The organism is Weissella paramesenteroides (genome assembly GCF_051903945.1).
Taxonomy (GTDB): domain Bacteria; phylum Bacillota; class Bacilli; order Lactobacillales; family Lactobacillaceae; genus Weissella; species Weissella paramesenteroides_A.
In genome coordinates, this window is sequence record NZ_CP192268.1 from 346,709 (window position 1) to 365,055 (window position 18,347).

At 37.2% G+C, this 18,347-nt stretch carries 18 protein-coding genes; 15 read left to right on the forward strand and 3 right to left on the reverse strand.

Translation table 11 applies throughout. The features are described 5' to 3' along the window. The first annotated feature begins 71 nt into the window (after positions 1-71). Both dnaB and ACQ4QH_RS01625 read left to right on the forward strand, forming a co-directional pair. A complete protein-coding gene (dnaB, locus tag ACQ4QH_RS01620) occupies positions 72-1,487 on the forward strand; it encodes a replicative DNA helicase (RefSeq protein ID WP_439819050.1) in 1,416 nt (471 codons plus the stop codon). Between the two features lie 92 nt (positions 1,488-1,579). Further along, positions 1,580-2,776, forward strand: a complete 1,197-nt coding sequence (locus ACQ4QH_RS01625; RefSeq protein ID WP_439819051.1) for an MDR family MFS transporter — start codon at positions 1,580-1,582, stop codon at positions 2,774-2,776. Between the two features lie 242 nt (positions 2,777-3,018). On the opposite strand, the gene ACQ4QH_RS01630 is transcribed toward ACQ4QH_RS01625, so the two are convergent. Beyond that, the gene (locus ACQ4QH_RS01630; RefSeq protein WP_439819052.1) at positions 3,019-3,408 is read right to left on the reverse strand and encodes a YbaN family protein; all 390 of its coding nucleotides are present in this window, start codon (positions 3,406-3,408) and stop codon (positions 3,019-3,021) included. Between the two features lie 143 nt (positions 3,409-3,551). On the opposite strand from ACQ4QH_RS01630, the gene ispE reads away from it, so the two are divergent. The 8 genes from ispE to gpmA all read left to right on the forward strand — a co-directional run bounded on the left by ispE (position 3,552) and on the right by gpmA (position 10,949). After that, a complete protein-coding gene (gene ispE, locus ACQ4QH_RS01635) occupies positions 3,552-4,409 on the forward strand; it encodes a 4-(cytidine 5'-diphospho)-2-C-methyl-D-erythritol kinase (RefSeq protein ID WP_002828680.1) in 858 nt (285 codons plus the stop codon). Positions 4,410-4,588: 179 nt separating this feature from the next. Next, positions 4,589-5,644 (forward strand): BMP family lipoprotein, encoded by a 1,056-nt coding sequence (locus tag ACQ4QH_RS01640; protein ID WP_439819053.1) that lies wholly within the window; start codon positions 4,589-4,591, stop codon positions 5,642-5,644. A 170-nt stretch (positions 5,645-5,814) separates the two neighbouring features. Continuing rightward, positions 5,815-6,021 (forward strand): hypothetical protein, encoded by a 207-nt coding sequence (locus tag ACQ4QH_RS01645; RefSeq protein WP_439819054.1) that lies wholly within the window; start codon positions 5,815-5,817, stop codon positions 6,019-6,021. Between the two features lie 6 nt (positions 6,022-6,027). Continuing rightward, positions 6,028-6,324: a hypothetical protein gene (locus tag ACQ4QH_RS01650; RefSeq protein WP_439819055.1), complete on the forward strand. Its 297-nt coding sequence runs from the start codon at positions 6,028-6,030 to the stop codon at positions 6,322-6,324. A 253-nt stretch (positions 6,325-6,577) separates the two neighbouring features. After that, a complete protein-coding gene (locus ACQ4QH_RS01655; protein ID WP_439819056.1) occupies positions 6,578-7,813 on the forward strand; it encodes an MFS transporter in 1,236 nt (411 codons plus the stop codon). A 450-nt stretch (positions 7,814-8,263) separates the two neighbouring features. Further along, positions 8,264-9,079, forward strand: coding sequence for an SseB family protein (locus ACQ4QH_RS01660; protein ID WP_439819057.1), 816 nt, complete (start codon positions 8,264-8,266; stop codon positions 9,077-9,079). 43 nt (positions 9,080-9,122) lie between these two features. Continuing rightward, positions 9,123-10,133 (forward strand): NAD(P)/FAD-dependent oxidoreductase, encoded by a 1,011-nt coding sequence (locus ACQ4QH_RS01665; protein ID WP_439819058.1) that lies wholly within the window; start codon positions 9,123-9,125, stop codon positions 10,131-10,133. A gap of 96 nt (positions 10,134-10,229) precedes the next feature. Beyond that, complete coding sequence (gene gpmA, locus ACQ4QH_RS01670; RefSeq protein WP_436586723.1) at positions 10,230-10,949, forward strand: 2,3-diphosphoglycerate-dependent phosphoglycerate mutase; 720 nt, start codon at positions 10,230-10,232, stop codon at positions 10,947-10,949. A gap of 153 nt (positions 10,950-11,102) precedes the next feature. Here gpmA and ACQ4QH_RS01675 read toward each other — a convergent pair whose 3' ends face one another. After that, positions 11,103-11,486: a winged helix-turn-helix transcriptional regulator gene (locus tag ACQ4QH_RS01675; RefSeq protein ID WP_251939841.1), complete on the reverse strand. Its 384-nt coding sequence runs from the start codon at positions 11,484-11,486 to the stop codon at positions 11,103-11,105. Positions 11,487-11,594: 108 nt separating this feature from the next. Here ACQ4QH_RS01675 and ACQ4QH_RS01680 point away from each other — a divergent pair, with 108 nt between their 5' ends. The 5 genes from ACQ4QH_RS01680 to argH all read left to right on the forward strand — a co-directional run bounded on the left by ACQ4QH_RS01680 (position 11,595) and on the right by argH (position 17,103). Continuing rightward, complete coding sequence (locus tag ACQ4QH_RS01680) at positions 11,595-12,101, forward strand: type 1 glutamine amidotransferase domain-containing protein (protein ID WP_439819059.1); 507 nt, start codon at positions 11,595-11,597, stop codon at positions 12,099-12,101. Between the two features lie 312 nt (positions 12,102-12,413). After that, entirely contained in the window at positions 12,414-13,745 is a 1,332-nt protein-coding gene (locus ACQ4QH_RS01685; RefSeq protein WP_251939843.1) for a gluconate:H+ symporter, read from the forward strand. A gap of 215 nt (positions 13,746-13,960) precedes the next feature. Then, positions 13,961-14,278 carry a SemiSWEET family transporter gene (locus tag ACQ4QH_RS01690; protein WP_439819060.1) on the forward strand — a complete coding sequence of 106 codons (318 nt, stop codon included), beginning with the start codon at positions 13,961-13,963 and terminating at the stop codon, positions 14,276-14,278. Positions 14,279-14,478: 200 nt separating this feature from the next. Then, positions 14,479-15,702: an argininosuccinate synthase gene (locus ACQ4QH_RS01695; RefSeq protein WP_439819061.1), complete on the forward strand. Its 1,224-nt coding sequence runs from the start codon at positions 14,479-14,481 to the stop codon at positions 15,700-15,702. A gap of 15 nt (positions 15,703-15,717) precedes the next feature. Then, positions 15,718-17,103: an argininosuccinate lyase gene (argH, locus tag ACQ4QH_RS01700; protein ID WP_439819062.1), complete on the forward strand. Its 1,386-nt coding sequence runs from the start codon at positions 15,718-15,720 to the stop codon at positions 17,101-17,103. A gap of 278 nt (positions 17,104-17,381) precedes the next feature. Here argH and ACQ4QH_RS01705 read toward each other — a convergent pair whose 3' ends face one another. Then, on the reverse strand, positions 17,382-18,344 hold the full coding sequence (locus ACQ4QH_RS01705; protein ID WP_439819063.1) for an AraC family transcriptional regulator: 963 nt from the start codon (positions 18,342-18,344) through the stop codon (positions 17,382-17,384). Positions 18,345-18,347: the final 3 nt, after the last annotated feature.

An 18,347-nucleotide genomic window follows, 5' to 3' on the forward strand; every position in this document is an offset into this window, starting at 1 on the left:
CTCTGATTTTTTAATCGATGGTTATTTGGTACAATGAACAGTAGACTATGTTGAAGGGAGGTTATGTTCACATGCCCGATCAAAATGAAGGTGCACCATTACGTGTACCACAAGATGTTGAGGCCGAGCAGGCAGTGCTGGGTTCGATTTTATTGGCAACGGATCCCCAAGATTTATTGGCGGATATTATGACCATTCTTGAGCCAAGTGACTTTTATCGCACGGCACATCGCTTGATTTATTCGGCTATCTTGGCGCTTGACGAAACACAAAGAGCGATTGATATCTTAACAATCACTGATGAATTGGATAAAGATAATCAAGTCGAAAATGTCGGTGGCATGGCCTACCTGACTGAGTTGGCATCAAGCGTACCAGTTGCTGGTAATGCTTTGTATTATGCCAGAATTGTGCGAGAACGCTCTGTGCGTCGCAACATGATTGATACCTTACAGGATAGTTTGACACAAACTTATGAAGGTAGTGACTCAGTTGATGATGCGGTTGCAGACTTATCAACAAAGCTGGATTTAATTAATGGTGGCGAAAAAAGTGCAGACTTTAAAAATATCGCTGATGTTGTGAATAAATCCTTTGAACAAATTGAACAAAACTCACGCACCGACGAAACAGTTACGGGATTGGCCTCTGGTTTTCCAGCACTCGATAATTTGACTACCGGATTTCATGACGGTGAAATGATTATTATTGCTGCCCGTCCTGCCGTTGGAAAAACTGCATTTGTATTAAATATTGCGCAAAAAGTGGCGGTTGCAGACCCAACTTTACCAGTTGTTATTTTTTCATTAGAAATGCCAGATACGTCTTTGGTTAATCGTATGCTAGCGGCAGAAGGCAATATTAATTCGCAGCACATGCGAACAGGACAGTTGGAAGCTGAGGAATGGAACTCTTTAGCAGTGGCAACGGGTTCGCTAGCACGAACAAATATTTATATTGATGACACACCTGGTATTAAGGTGACAGAAATCAGATCGAAGTTACGTCGATTATATAAACGTGAGGGTCGGTTAGGTTTAGTCATTATTGATTATTTACAGTTGATTGAAGGAACTCGTAGTGAGGGTCGTCAACAAGAGGTTTCAGCTATTTCACGTGCAATTAAGATGATGGCCATGGAAATGAATGTGCCAATCATTGCCTTGTCACAGCTATCGCGTAGCGTTGAGCAACGTCAAGATAAGCGTCCGATGTTGTCAGACATTCGTGAATCTGGGTCTATCGAGCAGGACGCCGATATTGTTGCTTTCTTATATCGTGATGATTATTACGATAAATCTAATGATGATACGGATAATCAAAATGATCCACGTGATGAAGAACAGCAAGATATTGGTGAAATTGAAGTTATTCTAGAAAAGAATCGTTCTGGAGCTCGTGGAACAGCGCGGTTACTATTTGTTAAGTCATATAATAAGTTTTCAAACATTGATTTTCACAATGAAGAACCGGGTGGATTCGGTTAATTGTAAATAAAAGGGTTGCTAAAGAACGAGGCTAATGATGAATTTCATTAGTCTCGCTCTATTTTTGTGAGTATGTTAAAAAGAGGTTTATAATGCAAAGTATTGGGCAAGGAATGTCGTTACGTTGGTTGTTAACGGCAAGTTTTATTAATAGTTTTGCTTTTGGCTTTATTTGGCCATTAACATCAGTTTATTTATATAATGAACTGTATCAAACTTTAGTGACAATTGGATGGGTGATGATGGCTAATGCAGTTGGTCAAGCTATTGGGTCGATTGTTAGCGGCCGATTATTTGATCAATTTAAACCCTATCGGCTCATTCAGTTCGGTGTGTTAGCCATGATTGTGTTGCAAGTCGCCTTTATTATTTGGCATGGTTGGCCCACATATGCTGTTATTTTGACATTGGTCGGTTTCTTTGGTGGCTGGTTAACGGCGGCTATTAATGCTTATGGCACACAAGTACGGTCCCATGACGGTCGTTTTGTATTCAATATGCTTTATTTTATGAGTAATTTTGGTATGGTTTTTTCAACCGCATTAGTAGGACCAATTTATCCATTTGGTATAACATGGTTATTTCTATTAGCTTTAATACTATATGTTGCTTTATTTTTTATTGTACATACAAAGTTTCGCATTAATTTGGCAAATTACAGTCATGAACAACAGACAACTAAAATTGCTTTACCAAAATGGAATTTATTACTAATTTATGCAGGTATATCAGGACTCGTTATTTTGTGGATCTCATATGCACAGTGGCAAGGAAATGTCTCAGTGTACATGAATAGTGTACTGAAATTACCACTCTGGCAATATTCAATGTTATGGACGATCAACGGTATTTTGATTGCGATTATTCAATTGGGGATGAACGCCTTGAATTTATCAGCCAATCGACGATCAATGTTTATTCAAATATTTGCTGGCATTATCATGTTTGGTTTATCATTCTTAGTGTTACCATTTAGTCATCATTTCGTAGGATTTGCTTTGGCAATGATTATTACGACGATTGGCGAAGCAACTGCATTTCCAATGATTCCAGCGTTGGTGAATGAACTAACACCATTAACTTTGAAAGGACGTTATCAGGGACTAACCGCTGCTGCGCCATCTGTTGGAAGAGCTGTTGGACCATTAGTGGGTGGATTCATTATTCAACAACAAGGGTATAATGCATTGTTTTATGCAGCATCAGCATTAACTTTCGTGGCATTTATTGGTGTTTTAACTAGTATTGTTCTAGGATATCGTCGAACAGTACGCTATGAAGAAAATTGATATCAATAAAGAGAGTGTGACAAAAGATGCTTTGAAGCCGATTGTAACGATAATTAGATAATTTTGGTTCGTAGCAAAGCGAAAAGCCAGAGTCGTCTAATTGTTGTTATAGTAAGGATTCAGTCTTTTGGAACACGTTTAAAAGGGCAAAATCTACCGAAGTCAAATAGGTGGATTTTGCCCTTTTCAGTTTATAATGGCTAGTTTTGTCCCGGCCTTTAAATATGTTCCCATTTTGTGGTTTAATCTTCTTCGTCAAGGAACCAGTTATTTAACCACCAACCACGATAAAAACCTTCCATGGCAATAATTTGCGAAATTGAAGCACAAATTAACGTTATTTGTAACCATAATTTACCAGAAGTGAAAAATGGTATGCTCATGAAGGCAGCAGTGACAAGATAAATAATTATGCGATTCTTTTGGGTTAATTGGCGTTTATAAATACCTTCATATACGTACTGCTGGTAGTATTTATTGCTTTCTAACCAAATTTGTAGGCGCGTTGATGAACGTCCCCAGAAAAATGCTGTTAATAAATAGAATGGCGTTGTTGGAATGCCAGGTATCCAAATGGTTAGAGTACCTATTCCAAAAGTGATCAAACCTAAAATAATGTAGATGAAACGCATGTAAACTCCTTATTGTTTATTCTGATTTAGTATATCAAGGATTAGTTAAAACCAACAGAAGTAATAATTCTTTATCTGTCTTTGTTTCGCAATTAAAGGCAACTTGCTATAATTAAAATAATCTATGAAAGGACTTGGTCGCGATGGAAGTATTAGAGCAAGCCTACGCAAAGTTAAATATTAGCCTAGATACCCCGTTCATTCATAAAAATGGTGAACAAGAATGGGATATGTTAATGGTGGCCATCGACCTAGCTGATACGGTGACTATTCGAACAACGACTAATCATCAGAATATTGTTGTGGAATCAACAAGTGGTTTATTACCGCTCAATGAAAAAAACTTGGCCTATCAAGCGGCCAATTTGATGCGTGAAACAGCAGGTCGGACAGAAGGTATTGAAATTCACATTATGAAGCGTATTCCAGTTGCGGCAGGACTAGGTGGTGGTTCTTCAGATGCAGCGGCAGTCTTACGTGGGTTGAACCGAATTTGGCAACTTAACTACACCGAAGATAAGTTGGCGGTGATGGGGCTCCAAATTGACGCTGACGTACCGTTTTGTGTTTATTCACGGCCAGCTCGTGTTCGTGGACGTGGTGAAGTAGTCGAACCACTGACAGAAGCGATGCCACCGTTGTGGGTGATTGTTTCTAAGCCTGGAATCAGTGTTTCAACGCCTAAAATATTAAAATTAGTTGATTATTCTAATATGCAGCATGGGGATATGGTTGGATTGATGACAGCGGTTAATTCTGGTGATTTTCAAACAGCTTATCACAAAATGTTTAATGTCCTTGAAGCAATTACAGGAGCTAAGTATCCAGAGATACTAAAATTAAAGCAAAAAATGTATGATTTTGGTGCTGATGCAGCTCAAATGTCAGGTACTGGACCGACGGTATTTGCAATTTCTGAAAAAGCCTCACGTGCAAAACGAATCTATAATGCGGTTAGAGGATTTGTGTCAGAAACTTACTTGGTCAGGTTAGTTAATTAAAAACAGTATAATGAACCTTTATTGTTCGTGTTTTGTTGAATTTAAATAATCGGTTCATTTTTTTTTGCAAAAAAAGCGAACGAAAAGCTTTACTTTTTGAACATTATACATTATATTTAGAGTGTAGTTCGTGATTGACGAACAATCTAGGTAATCTTTTTATAAAAGGGGATAGAAAAATGGCTTCAAACGCAAAGATATGGGTGGCAGGTGCCGCGGTTGTAATTATTGCAGGTGGTGCATATGCTGCTTGGTCTGGAAACAAGTCAAGTGATGATAAAAGTAATAAGACTTCAGTTGCATTGATAACTGATGGTGGTGGAATTGATGATAAGTCATTCAACCAATCGGCTTGGGAAGGTATGAAGTCATGGGCAAAGGATAATAACGTTAAGCAAGGTAAGGGCGGCTATGCTTATTATCCTTCAAAGACGAATGCTGATTTTACAACAAATATGGATCAAGCCCGTTCTGATGGGTTTAAGAACATTTATGGTATTGGATTCCAATTGGTTTCAACGATTAATGAACAATCAAAGAAACATCCAGATACGAACTATATGATTATTGACGATGTTGCGAAGGCACGTAAGAATACAGTATCTGTTACTTTTAAGTCTGAACAATCATCATACTTGGCGGGTGTTGCAGCTGCTAAAACAACAAAGACAAACAAACTTGGTTTCGTCGGTGGTATGCAATCAGCTGTTGTTAAGACGTTTGAAGCCGGCTTTATTGCAGGTGCTAAGTCAGTTAACCCTAACATTAAGGTCGATGCGCAATATGTTGGTAGCTTTACTGATGCTGGTAAGGGTAAGACAATTGCCTCATCAATGTATCAAAATGGTGCGGATGTTATCTTTAGTGCTGCGGGTGGTTCTGGTGCTGGTGTCTTCACAGAGGCCAAGGATTTGAATGAAGAAAAGAATGCAGCAGATAAAGTTTGGGTCGTTGGTGTTGACCGTAATCAAAATGCTGATGGTGCCTACACTGCCAAGGATGGCAAGTCTAACTTCACATTGACTTCTGCAGTGAAGAAAGTTGGTAAGGCAGTAATTGATGTTACGAAAGATACCTCTAAGGGTCACTTCCCTGGTGGTAAGCACTTAGTTTATGGGTTGAGTGATAAGGGTGTTGCTGTAACTCGTGGTAACATGTCAAGCGCTGCATGGCATTCAGTACAAGATGCACAAAAGAAGATCGTTGATGGGGATGTCAAAGTTCCTGCTAAGTAATTGAATCGTTATAAATTAAGCAACGGAATCCTTTATGGATTTGGTTGCTTTTTTGATTAGAATAATTTATATATAAATTAACTCGGATGAAAAAATAAATTAGTTTAATAAAAAAACGTGATATAATTTGTTTGTTTTAAATGTTATTTAATTTAAAGGAGGTACTTTGCATGAATTTCGATGGTCAATCTTCTTATAATGTTTTAAGTGAGACGGAAATGATCAATATTTTTGGCGGTGCAAGCAAATGGCATTATTGGGGGAATGACGTCTATACTAGGGGTAATAAGGTTTGTACTAATTGGAATCAGGCATGGCATGCTGTCGGTCGTATTTCATATGGTTCATGGGCAAATGGATTAGCCCACATACGTTGATAAATTATGAAAAAAGATATGATGGCATTACTTTCCTTAATTGATGAGAGCGCTCATTCAGTAGAAACGCAATCAGATCCAAAACTAAGTGCTATTTTTACAAATTTTAATCAAAAAAAGGACAATCAGTTACAGAAAGCCTTGATTGATTTGAAATCAGAGATAAATATTTATCAATTAAACAATGAGTATAGGACACCTAAGTTCCTGACAAGAATTGTATTAGATATTTCAAGTGTGACTTCCGCTAATGAAAGTTTTGGAATGGCAGCATTTTTTTCAAATTTGTGGTTTGGCAAATAAGGTGTTTAATTTTTAAAAAATATAATCGTTAATTTTATACTGGATCGAATCAGGGCAAGCAAGTTTTGTTTTTACGATGCTTGTTTTTTTGTTGTCCTGAAAATAGGTTAAACCTAAATTAAATAACCTTGTTAATGAATTTAAGCGCTTTCATTTTTTATTTTTTAAATACCTAAGAATTACTTATTTAATAAAATAACCTTGACTATTGCCGTCATAAAGTATTAGTTTAGTAATGTAGGTTTTAATTAATATGTTATTGTTAAGGAGAGTTCTGTTGGAAAGTAAGGATAAGTTGTTCAATAAGGGATTTCTCAGTATTACACTGATTAATTTCTTAGTTTATTTAGTTTACTATTTATTAATGGTAATCATTGCAGTTGTTGCTCAAGAAAAATTGGGTGCAACCTTAAGCCAGGCAGGACTAGCGTCTGGTATTTATGTTATTGGAACATTGGTGGCACGGCTTTATGTGGGAAAGAAGCTTGAAGTACTTGGCCGTAAACAAACTTTGCGTGTTGGAATCATCTTGTACTTAATAACAACACTAATGTACTTGTATATGCCATCAATCGCGATCCTTTATGTTGTGCGTCTATTGAACGGATTCTTTTATGGGACCGTTTCAACAGCGACAAATGCAATTGTCACGGAATATATTCCATTATCACGACGTGGTGAGGGAATTAATTATTATGGATTGAGCACAAGTTTAGCAGCGGCAATTGGGCCATTCTTAGGTATGTTGTTACTGCACGCAACTAGTATTAATTTTATTGTGATAATGTCAAGTATCATCTTAGCATTCACTGTTATTGGTTGTTTCATACTAAATGTAAATAATATGTCATTAACTAGTGATCAACGTGCCTTGGCTGATAGTTGGAAAATCAATACATTTATTGATACGAAAGTTGTCTTTATTGCAGCAATTGCCTTTATTATGGGATTGGCTTATTCAAGTGTGTTGTCATTTTTGGCATCATATGTTGAGACAATTGATCTTGTATCAATTAGTTCATTTTTCTTTGTCGTATATGCGTTGGTGATTACTGTCACTCGTCCAATGGCTGGCCGAATCTTTGATCGATATGGTGAGAATTCAGTCATGTATCCAAGTTATTTCTTTTTAGCAATTGGATTATTTGTGCTTAGTGTTACCACTTCTGCCTGGGAATTATTATTCTCTGGTGCCCTTATTGGTTTAGGTTATGGAACATTTATGTCTAATGGTCAAGCAGTTGCCTTGCATTTAGAAAAAGATATTAGTCGGATCGGTGTTGCATTATCAACATATTTTGTTGGATTAGACTTAGGAATTGGTGTGGGTCCGTACTTGTTAGGTGCCCTACGCAATTTTGTTGATTTCAAGCAAATGTACTTAATGACAGCCGTACTACCAATTTTATGTGCTATCTTATATAAATTGTTCTATAAAGGTGCTAAAACTGAAGAACGGCTGCCAGAAAACGAACAACACGCTGCTTAATGTTCGTTTTTTGAGCAAAAATGTCGTTTTAAACAAGCATATTTGGTAATAAGAGTAATATTAACAATTAATTGTTTTTTATAGATGAATAAAACACGAAGTATGTATTTACTTTGCTTCTTTTTTAAGCTATGATTAAGGAGTTGCTTGAGGGGAAACGCAAAGCACATTAAAATACATATAGAGGATACAATGATTTGGCATCTATTTTATTAGCTGAATGTTGCCTTTGATTTGTCATAATGTGAAAATTGAGATGATCATCTCAGTTTTATCAGCCCAAAGTTTTTCGATATTATTTTGAAAAAACTTTGGGCTTTTGTAATGCCGATAAACGTTTATTGTTAGTTGGTGATGATATGTAGTTAAAAGGTGAGCCTCCTGACAAACACAGGGTTTTCCGTTATACTTGTTAAAAAGAGATGAGAAATTAAAGGAGAATGATTGCGCATGGATAATGATGATGAAGAACTACGTAATGATAAACTGCTGGATGCGATAGCGGTTTTTCGTGAGGAACAAAATGAGGTCACAGAGCATAACTTTATCCAGGCATTGATTGATGCGGTATTTATTGCGCCAGTTAATTTTTCAGAACCACCAGTTGTCAAAGACGATGGTGATGTTGAAATCCCAGATGATGCACAGATGCAGTTAGTAACATTCGAATTAGAAAATGGTAACGGGGTTTTCCCAGTGTTTACTGATTTGGATGCATATAATGCACAACCTATTGAAGCTGAATTACCTGTTTATCCATGGGCAATGGCGTTGTCAGATTATTTGCCAATCCTGCAAGATGATGAGACACAGAACATTGAAGGGCTAGCATTAAATCCATTTACAAATGGGATGCCAATTACGCGTGATAACATTGCCTATATTGCGCAACAAGTTGCTGCCCAGCAAGAAGCAAATAATGATGAAGATGAAGAAGGCAATAATGAAATGGAAATCACATCTGCTGAAGAGTTGATTCCAACACCACTTCGTTACGAGCTGATTGGTATTGCGGATGATGCAATGGGTACAATTGAAAATATGTATCTCCTTTGGTTGACTAATAATGATGCTGACACATCAAACTACCTACTTGTTGTAGATGGACCAGATCGTGATGCTGTGCAAGCACTCTATCAACAAATTGCGACCGCATTTAAAGAAAAAGCAGGCGATGAAGGAAGTGCAGTGGACATTGTCTATGCACCTGATTTCCAAGTTGACCTGTCTGAATTTGATAGTTTATACAGCCGAACGATTGGGTAATGATATTTACCAAGCAAATAGTAATAGGAAGTTTTCAATAATAATGAATGAAGAAGTTGATTTAACAATTATTGGTGCCGGTCCCGTCGGCATGTTTGCCGGTTTTTACGCAGGATTACGAGAACTAAAAGTGGCGATTGTCGAAAGCTTGTCAGATTTAGGTGGGCAGGTAACTAATTTCTATCCAAACAAAACCATATTGGATGTTGCGGGTTTTACGAATGTTTCGGGACAAGCATTGATTAATGATTTGACTGAACAACTATCCCAATTTGACCAAACGATGCGATTAGGTGCAACAGTAACGGATATTGTTCCTGATGAAGATGGTTATCAAATACAGACAGATCAACAGGATATTTTTCATACGAAGGGCATTGTTTTAGCAACTGGAGCAGGCGCTTTTGAACCTCGTCGTATTTCAGCGGATTTATTAGATGAACATGTTGAAGATAATATTCATTATTCGATTCATGAGTTAGAGTCATTTACAGGAAAACGTGTTCTAGTTGCTGGTGGTGGTGATTCTGCAGTTGATATGGCGCTACATCTAGAACCGGTGGCTGCAAAGGTTCGTTTGACTCACCGACGGGATAAGTTCCGGGCGTTGGAACATAGTCTAACGCGTCTTGAAAATTCATCAGTGGCCCTTGAAACACCTTATACAATTAAGCATGTTGCGCGTGATGTGTCTGGTGCATTATCAGTGACATTACAAGTGGCTCGTGCTGAAGAAACCAAAGTGATCACAGTAGATGAAATTGTCATTAGTTATGGTTTTCAGACAGAAAACAAAATCATGGCTGGTTGGACAATTAAGCCAGAGTTGAATGATCAAAATCAGATTTTAGTTTCACAGAATATGGCAACATCTGTAAAGAATATTTATGCAATTGGGGATGTGGCGGCCTATAACGGTAAATATGATGTCATTGCGACCGGGTTTGGTGAAGCGCCAACAGCAATCAATGATTTGATGACACATATTCTGCCAGAAAAGAAGGGACCAGCACATTCAACAGCATTGACTGTTGAAAATGGCACCGTTAAGTAGAAGTGATTATTTTGTGAAAAGATTACCAATTACTACTAAATATCATGAAAATTTGTTACAATAAGAACGAACAAAATTAGAAAAAGAGGTGTACCAATGGCAAAGTTGGTTTTAATTCGTCACGGTCAAAGTGAATGGAATGCATTGAACTTATTCAATGGATGGGTTGACACAAAGTTGAGTGATAAAGGTATTGCTCAAGCTAAGACAGCTGGACAATTGTTGGCTAAAGAAGGTATTCAATTCGATCAAGCTTATACGTCAGTTTTGACACGTGCCATTACGACATTGCACTTGGCATTGGAAGAAGCAGATCAATTGTGGATTCCAGAAGTTAAGTCATGGCGTTTGAATGAACGTCATTACGGTGCTTTGCAAGGTTTGAACAAGGCCGATGCAGCAAAGAAGTGGGGTGACGAACAAGTTCACCAATGGCGTCGTTCATATGACGTTTTGCCTCCTCTACTAGAAGAGCAATCAGAAACAATGACGATTGATGGTAAGACTTATCCTGCATTGGATCGTCGTTACCATGATGTACCAGAAGGTGAATTACCAAAGGGTGAGAACTTGAAGGTTACTTTGGAACGTGTCTTGCCATTCTGGGATTCAGACATCTCAAAAGCATTGAAAGACGGTAAGAACGTTGTTATCGGTGCCCACGGAAACTCATTGCGTGCCCTAGTAAAGCACGTTGAGCAAATCTCAGATGCTGACATCATGGGTGTTGAAATCGCCAATGGTGAGCCATGGGTTTACGACTTGGATGAAGATTTGAACGTTGTTTCAAAGAAGATCTTGAAGCCTGAAGCTTAATTAGAAATATAAAATAGAGACTACTGACAGAAATGTTGGTAGTCTTTTTTGTTGTATATAAAAATTTAGGCATAAAAATTCCCAGAAAGTTAAATGGTTACTTTAACTTTCCAGGTTCGGTTTATAAATTCATGGAATTTTTAGGGTTCTTCATCATATTTTTGGTTCGTAATCAACATTTAGCGTTGCTAATCGATTTGTTCCCCACGTAAACATCAATTCAATGATTGGCATCAAGCTCTCGCCGGTTGAGGTCAAAGAATAGAAAACAGCTTTACGATTTTTAATGAGTGTTTCATGGCGGGTTACTAATCCATCTTCAACTAATTCATTGAGTTGTTGTGATAGTACTTTGTGGGTTGCGTTATCCAAAAGTTGTTGAATTTGGCTAAAGCGCATTTGGCCGTCGTGTGAAAGATGATAGATAATGACTATTTTATATTTGCCAGAAAACATTGAAAGGGTGTATTCCTTGGCACAATTAAAATCTTTCTTTTGAATCTTGTTAATGGCATATTTTCTGATTACATCTGTCATAAAATTTTCTCCGTTAGTGTTAGATTTCATACGCACAAAAAAGTGCGTTATTGTATTGCTGTTCATTTAGGTATAAATTATATACCATAATAAAGGAGGTTGTTAATTATGACAAAGAAAGTTGCGGTTGTCGTCACCGATTTAGTAGAGGATATTGAATTTACTGATCCAGTTGAAGCTATTAAGAACGCGGGACATGATGTTACAACTATTGGTTTTGAGGTAGGAACTATAAAAGGTAAGCATGGTACTAAAATTAATATCGATAAGTCTATTGCAGATGTGGCACCTGAAGATTTTGAGGCTTTGTTTATTCCTGGCGGTTTTTCACCTGACCAATTACGTGCTGACCAACGATTTGTCGACTTTGTCAAATCGTTCTTATCAAAGAATAAGTTGACTGCAAGTATTTGCCACGGTCCTCAATTGATGATTCAAACTGGTTTGGTACACGGTCGCACCATGACATCTTACCTAACTGTACAACCAGATTTGTATTATGCAGGAGCTCGTATTGAAGACCAACCAGTGGTTATTGATGGTAACTTGATTACAAGTCGCGAACCTAAAGATATTCCAGCATTCAATGAAGCTGTTGTTGCGGCTTTAGCGTAATGTAAATTTATATATACTTTGAGTGAAGGCTTTAAAATTACAAAGACTATTGACAGAAATGTTGTAGTCTTTTTTGTGTTATACGTTAAAATTTAAGCTGCTGGTCAAACATATGAACATTAGAAGCAAAATTATTTAGTTTAGTGAACAGAAAATATCTGGATCTTTTCAAAATGTCAAGTTTTTAGTCAGTAAAATCAGAAATAAATGTGTTCCAAGATGGCATGATAAAATGCTAGATAATAGTAATGTGAACGGTTACAATATATGTGTGATCGATTTTATTATGTTTATTTATAGGGAGATTTTATTATGCCATTGTTTTGGGTATTGGTGGGCATTGTTTTATTGATTTTGCTGATTGTAAAATTTAAATTAAATACATATGTCTCATTATTAGTAACCGCTGTATTTTTGGCTTTGGTGCTAGGAATTCCGGTCGATAAAATTGGACCAGCTATCGAGACTGGTATTGGTGGTCAGTTAGGTCATCTTGCCATTGTTTTTGGTCTAGGATCAATGATTGGAAAGCTAGTTTCTGATACTGGTGGTGGTTACCGTATTGCGCATACACTAATTCAGAAGTTTGGTCGCAAGCAAATTCAAATTGCTATTATTCTGGCTTCATTTATTGTTGGTATTGCGTTGTTCTTTGAAGTAGGATTGGTTGTCTTACTACCAATTTTGTTTGTGATTGCTAAAGAGTTGCAAGTGCCATTGCTTTATTTAGGTATCCCAATGGCAGCAACTTTGAATACTGCGCATGCATTTTTACCACCACATCCAGCACCAACAGCTGTTGCAGGTGTGTTTAATGCAAGCATTGGTCAAGTATTGTTGCTAGGTATCATTGCTGCTATACCAACGATTATTATCGCTGGTCCAATCTTTAATATGGTACTCAAGAAGGTTTATCCAAGTGCTTATCATAAAGAGACACCAAATGTCTTTGGTGAATTTAAGACATTTGAAATCGAAGAGACACCTGGATTTGGTATCAGTATTTTAACTTCAATGATGCCAGTTATCTTAATTGGGATAGCAACTATCTTAGATCCATTTTTGAACAAGCATTCAATTATTGGCCAAATAATTGGTTTTATTGGTAGTCCTGACATGGCGATGCTCCTGTCGCTGCTCTTTGCTTTATTTACAATGGGTATTTTGCGTGGAATTAAAATGTCAGAAATTGGCAATACATTAACGGAATCAATTAAGCAAATTGCTATGATGCTACTAATTATTGGTGGTGGTGGTGCCCTAAAGGAAGTGTTGATTGAAGGTGGTATTTCAGATTATGTTTCGGCATTGTTTGCCCATACATCAATGTCACCAATCATTGCTGCTTGGTTGATTACCGCTGTACTACGTGTTAGCTTGGGGTCGTCAACAGTTTCAGGAATTACAGCAGCAGGATTGATTGCGCCATTGGTTGCTAGTTCTACTGTTAACCCAGCCTTAATTGTATTAGCAATTGGTGCTGGTTCAGTATTCGCTGACCATGTTAATGATGCTGGTTTCTGGATGATCAAAGAATACTTTGGTTTGTCATTAAAGGAAACATTGTTATCTTGGACAACACTGACTAGTGTCCTGGCACTTGCTGGATTGGGGTCAGTGCTGTTACTATCACTATTTGTATAATGATTTAAGCAATAGAAAATTAACGAATTATTTAAATCGTTTAGTAGCCAAATTAATTGTGAATTTGGCTACTTTTTTATATATAAAAGGTATATATTAACATCCTGTCATAAGTAAATAACATTTTAAAAAAATTAACCCTTGCATAATAAATAAATACGACTATCATATATGTCGTACATACTTTTAGCTTTAGGAGGAAATAAACAAGAAAAATGGACAGCGGAACCGATAAATCTAGTGATAGACGGCGCTTTATTGATATAAGTAGTAGGGTTACTATCGTAAGGTTGATTAGCATATTAGCGACCATTATGTGTGTGCTCATGTATTTATCGTATATAACCGAAATTCAAAGTAACCTTGCTGGCAATCCAGTACCACTCGTTCAACCACTAACTATGATGTTAGATGCTATATTGTGGGCTGGGTATGGATGGTTAAAAAAATATCGAGATTGGCCATTGGTGATATCAAATGTACCAGGCGTATTCTTAGGTATTGCTACTATCATTACAATATACGTTCATTAAATTTGAATATAATTAATAGAGACAAATGACTACTTGAACTGAACCTCCAAAAATTGGCGGGGAAGTTCGGTAGTTTTTTTATTTAAAATATACACTTTAAAATGAATATACGCTTTATTTATGAATAAATCGCAAAAAGTGTTGCATTTAATGTATATTTATTCTATTATTTAAAAAACGTCCAAAGAGGGGGAACGATTATGAGTAAAGAGAAAGTGGTTTTAGCATATTCTGGTGGATTGGATACATCGGTAGAAATTGCCTGGTTAAAAAATGCGGGGTATGACGTAATTGCATGTTGTATCGATGTTGGTGAAGAAAAGGATCTAGTTAAGATTCAGGAAAAGGGTAAGCAAGTTGGTGCGATTGAATCTGTTGTGATTGATGCGCAACAGGAATTTGCAGAGGAATATGTATTAGTGGCGCTACAAGCCCATGCTTATTATGAAGGGAAGTATCCTTTAATTTCAGCGTTATCACGACCATTGATTGCAAAGAAGCTTGTTGAAGTTGCCAAACAGTATGGCGCAACAGCGATTGCTCACGGTTGCACGGGTAAGGGTAATGATCAGGTCCGTTTTGAGACGGAAATTCATGCATTAGCGCCAGAAATGAAAATTGAAGATCCTATTCGTGATCAACATATGTCACGTGAAATGGAAATTGCCTATGCGAAGGAGAATGACATCCCCGTGCCAATCACAAAAGAGAGTCCTTATTCAATCGACGAAAATCTTTGGGGTCGTGCAAATGAATGTGGTGTACTTGAGGATCCATGGGCAACAGCACCTGAGGATGCTTATGAACGAACAAATGCATTAGAAAATACGCCGGACTCACCAGACTATGTAGAAATTACCTTTGAGCAAGGTGTGCCAGTTGCACTTAATGGTCAAGCGTATGAATTGGCTGAGCTCATTAAAGAACTCAATCAAGTGGCTGGTAAGCATGGTATTGGTCGTATCGATCATGTGGAAAATCGGTTGATTGGTATCAAGTCACGTGAAATTTATGAAGCACCGGGTGCCGAAGTTTTGCTAAAGGCACATAAGGATTTGGAAGATTTAACAACAACAAAGGATTTGGCACACTTTAAGCCAATTATTGAGAAGCAAATTGCTGAGACTATTTACAATGCATTATGGTACACACCATTATTTGATTCATTAAAGGCATTTATTGCTGAAAGTCAAAAAGAAGTGAACGGTGTTGTTCGTGTCAAGTTGTTTAAGGGTAATGTGATTTGTGAAGGTCGGCAATCAGATAACTCTCTATATAGCCTAGATTTGGCGACATATACTTCAGCAGATGCTTTTGATCAAGAATCAGCCGCTGGCTTCATTAAATTGTATAGTTTACCTTCAGTTGTTCATGCACAAGTGCAACAAAAATTAGCAGCAGCTGAACAATTAGTTTTAAAGTAGAAAGTGGGCAAATTGATGGCAACAAATCAAATGTGGGGTGGTCGTTTTGAAAAAGGCAATCGGTCAGATGTTGTGGCATTTAATGCATCGATTGCTTTTGACCAACGATTAGCAAAACATGATTTAATCGGTTCGATAGCTCATGCGAAAATGTTGACCCACACTAAGATACTTTCCGAAATAGAAGGAAAGCAAATCATTGGAGGGCTCGAAAAATTACAGGAAAAATTAGCGACAGGGGAATTAGTTTTTTCGGACACGTTTGAAGATATTCATATGAATATTGAACATCTCCTGCAACAAGAAATTGGGGATGTGGCTGGTAAATTACATACGGCTAGAAGTCGAAATGACCAAACAGCCACTGACATGCATCTTTTTATGAAGGACGAAATAGTGGCAATCACGTCATTATTAGATGAGCTACGGGAAGTTGTTGTCACAAAAGCTGAAATGAACGTCAATACGTTGATGGCTGGCTATACTCATTTACAACACGCACAGCCTATTTCATATGCTCACTACTTGATGGCTTATTATGAAATGTTTACACGTGACCGTGAAAGATTTCAAGCGGCATACAATAGCGCAAATCAATCACCATTAGGTGCTGCTGCCTTGGCAGGGACGACATTTCCGATTGATCGTGAATATAGTGCGCAAGCGTTGCAGTTTGCGGGAAATTATCAAAATTCGATTGATGCAGTATCCGATCGGGATTATCTATTAGACTTCTTACATGCTTCAGCAACTTTAATGATGCATTTAAGTCGTTTCTGTGAAGAAATTATTCAATGGAATTCTTATGAATTTGGTTATATTGAAATTAGTGATGAATTTGCGACGGGTAGTTCTATCATGCCACAAAAGAAGAACCCAGATGTCGCTGAATTGATTCGGGGTAAAACTGGCCGCGTTTATGGCTCATTGTTTTCGTTGCTCACCACATTAAAAGGGTTGCCATTGGCTTATGATAAGGACTTGCAAGAAGATAAAGAGGGTATTTTTGACACAATTGATACCTTGAAAGCATGTGTTTCGCTGTTTACAGACATGTTAGCCACTATTCAAATTAAATCAGATAAACTACAGGCGTCATTAAAGGATGATTTTTCAAATGCAACGGAGCTTGCGGATTACTTAGCTGATAAGGGATTACCATTCCGGCAAGCGCATCAGGTCGTAGGAAAGTTAGTTCATTATGGTATTGCCAATAATGAGCCACTGCAAGAAATGTCACTTACCCAATTACAAGGGTTTGAACCATTGATAGCAGATGATGTCTATGATGTTCTTGATCCAGAAAACGCCGTTGCACGTCGAATTTCTTTAGGATCAACTGGGTTTGATCAGGTAAAGTATCAAATTAAAATGGCTAAAGAAATGTTGATCAAAAAATAATAAAAAACACATGCGTTAGATAATGTTGTCCAGTGAGACAAATCTAACGCATGTGTTTTTTATTATTTTTTGGACTGCCGCTGCCGATTATCATGAGCTAGACTTAAGTAGATCAAAATCAATAAGACGGCGGCGCCACTTATTGTATAGAGATTGTTGGCAATTTTATGGTCAGCAACTTCCCAAGCTAAGTAAATGAGAATGAGCTGTAAGCACCATGAAATCAGGGATTGCCCAGCAAATATTTTAGTGAATAACTTCATAAATTTAGACTCCTTTTATTGATGGAAATTTGTATCTGGTAGATTGCCATTTTCTGGGATGTAATCAAGCATATCCTCAATTCGTTTAGGAATCGGAATTTGAGGGTCAATATGAGGATTATTTTGGTGAACCAAACGATATGATTGCCGATAATCAGTGGGTGATAAACCAGTTGTTGCTTTAAATTTATGTGTAAATATTTTAGGATCCGTAAAGTAAGCAGCGGCTGCAATTTGTTTGATTGACATTTCTGTGCGAATCAATAATAACGAGGCAACCTCAATTTTTAAATGATTCAAATATTGTAGGGTCGTCATCCCAGTATATTTTTTGAATAACCGAGTTAAGTAATCTGGATTTAAATGAACATGGTCAGAGATTTCCGCAACAGTCAACGTTGCAGAAATATTCGCACGAATCCATTCCTTAATATAATTTATTTTTGAACGTTCATCAGGTTGGTTTTGTGATACAAATGCCTTAAATAAATAGATGAGTAATGTTGAGGTTAAATAATCACGCTCATCAATATAGGATAGATTGTTATTGATCGATAACATCTGATGGACCAAAATTAAAATTTGTTGGTCATTTTCCAGTGAAAATTGGCGTGGTAAGGCAATCTGTTGCTGCTTGGTTGCTGCTGACTGAACTTGTTCAATAAATGCGACGGGAGTACTGGTAAAGATTTTTTCCTTAAATTGAGAAAAGAAATGGAACCAGTAAAAATCAACCGGGTCGTTACTTTCACGAAAACCCCCAAACGGCGTAAATGGTGGAATCACGAGGACATCATGCGCATGAAGGGTCACGTATTGTTGATCGATTTCTAAATAAATTGGACCTTTAATACAAATAATAATTTCATAGTCACCTTTATGGAACATGCGTTTATGTTGCCAATGTTGATCACTAATGAATTCACCGCCTTTATAAAACAACATCGTTTTATCTAATGTGAACGTTGAAAAAAGCATAAC

Bases quoted from the DNA above. Each gene is read 5' to 3' on its own strand.
- dnaB (WP_439819050.1), top strand. From the start codon at position 72: ATGCCCGATCAAAATGAAGGTGCACCATTACGTGTACCACAAGATGTT.
- ACQ4QH_RS01625 (WP_439819051.1), top strand. From the start codon at position 1,580: ATGCAAAGTATTGGGCAAGGAATGTCGTTACGTTGGTTGTTAACGGCA.
- ACQ4QH_RS01630 (WP_439819052.1), bottom strand. From the start codon at position 3,408: ATGCGTTTCATCTACATTATTTTAGGTTTGATCACTTTTGGAATAGGT.
- ispE (WP_002828680.1), top strand. From the start codon at position 3,552: ATGGAAGTATTAGAGCAAGCCTACGCAAAGTTAAATATTAGCCTAGAT.
- ACQ4QH_RS01640 (WP_439819053.1), top strand. From the start codon at position 4,589: ATGGCTTCAAACGCAAAGATATGGGTGGCAGGTGCCGCGGTTGTAATT.
- ACQ4QH_RS01645 (WP_439819054.1), top strand. From the start codon at position 5,815: ATGAATTTCGATGGTCAATCTTCTTATAATGTTTTAAGTGAGACGGAA.
- ACQ4QH_RS01650 (WP_439819055.1), top strand. From the start codon at position 6,028: ATGAAAAAAGATATGATGGCATTACTTTCCTTAATTGATGAGAGCGCT.
- ACQ4QH_RS01655 (WP_439819056.1), top strand. From the start codon at position 6,578: ATGTTATTGTTAAGGAGAGTTCTGTTGGAAAGTAAGGATAAGTTGTTC.
- ACQ4QH_RS01660 (WP_439819057.1), top strand. From the start codon at position 8,264: ATGGATAATGATGATGAAGAACTACGTAATGATAAACTGCTGGATGCG.
- ACQ4QH_RS01665 (WP_439819058.1), top strand. From the start codon at position 9,123: ATGAATGAAGAAGTTGATTTAACAATTATTGGTGCCGGTCCCGTCGGC.
- gpmA (WP_436586723.1), top strand. From the start codon at position 10,230: ATGGCAAAGTTGGTTTTAATTCGTCACGGTCAAAGTGAATGGAATGCA.
- ACQ4QH_RS01675 (WP_251939841.1), bottom strand. From the start codon at position 11,486: ATGACAGATGTAATCAGAAAATATGCCATTAACAAGATTCAAAAGAAA.
- ACQ4QH_RS01680 (WP_439819059.1), top strand. From the start codon at position 11,595: ATGACAAAGAAAGTTGCGGTTGTCGTCACCGATTTAGTAGAGGATATT.
- ACQ4QH_RS01685 (WP_251939843.1), top strand. From the start codon at position 12,414: ATGCCATTGTTTTGGGTATTGGTGGGCATTGTTTTATTGATTTTGCTG.
- ACQ4QH_RS01690 (WP_439819060.1), top strand. From the start codon at position 13,961: ATGGACAGCGGAACCGATAAATCTAGTGATAGACGGCGCTTTATTGAT.
- ACQ4QH_RS01695 (WP_439819061.1), top strand. From the start codon at position 14,479: ATGAGTAAAGAGAAAGTGGTTTTAGCATATTCTGGTGGATTGGATACA.
- argH (WP_439819062.1), top strand. From the start codon at position 15,718: ATGGCAACAAATCAAATGTGGGGTGGTCGTTTTGAAAAAGGCAATCGG.
- ACQ4QH_RS01705 (WP_439819063.1), bottom strand. From the start codon at position 18,344: ATGCTTTTTTCAACGTTCACATTAGATAAAACGATGTTGTTTTATAAA.